Origin of the sequence: Neptuniibacter pectenicola (assembly GCF_001597735.1) — a bacterium.
Lineage (GTDB): Bacteria > Pseudomonadota > Gammaproteobacteria > Pseudomonadales > Balneatricaceae > Neptuniibacter > Neptuniibacter pectenicola.
The window spans coordinates 1-238 of the sequence record NZ_LUTS01000180.1; the positions used below are offsets into that span (position 1 = coordinate 1).

A 238-nucleotide genomic window follows, 5' to 3' on the forward strand; every position below is an offset into this window, starting at 1 on the left:
TTCAAACCTTGATTAAAGCTGGGGTCAATGTGCCAAGACCGATCGCTGCACAGGCAACTAAAATAGGCTTTTATTACAAAGCTGATTTGTTGAGTGAAAGAATCCCCAATGCTCGAGATCTTGTTTCTATTTTGCGGGAGCAGGCGTTGCCAAAGTCAATGTATCGTAAGATTGGTAAAGAAATTCGCAAGATGCATCAAGCACAGGTGAATCACACAGATCTCAATATCCATAATAT

The 238-nt window shown here is 40.8% G+C and carries 1 protein-coding gene; it reads left to right on the top strand.

Annotated elements, in window-relative coordinates:
- Positions 1-238: lipopolysaccharide kinase InaA family protein (locus tag A3773_RS17400; RefSeq protein WP_331709185.1), on the top strand; the 238-nt coding region annotated here is incomplete at both ends.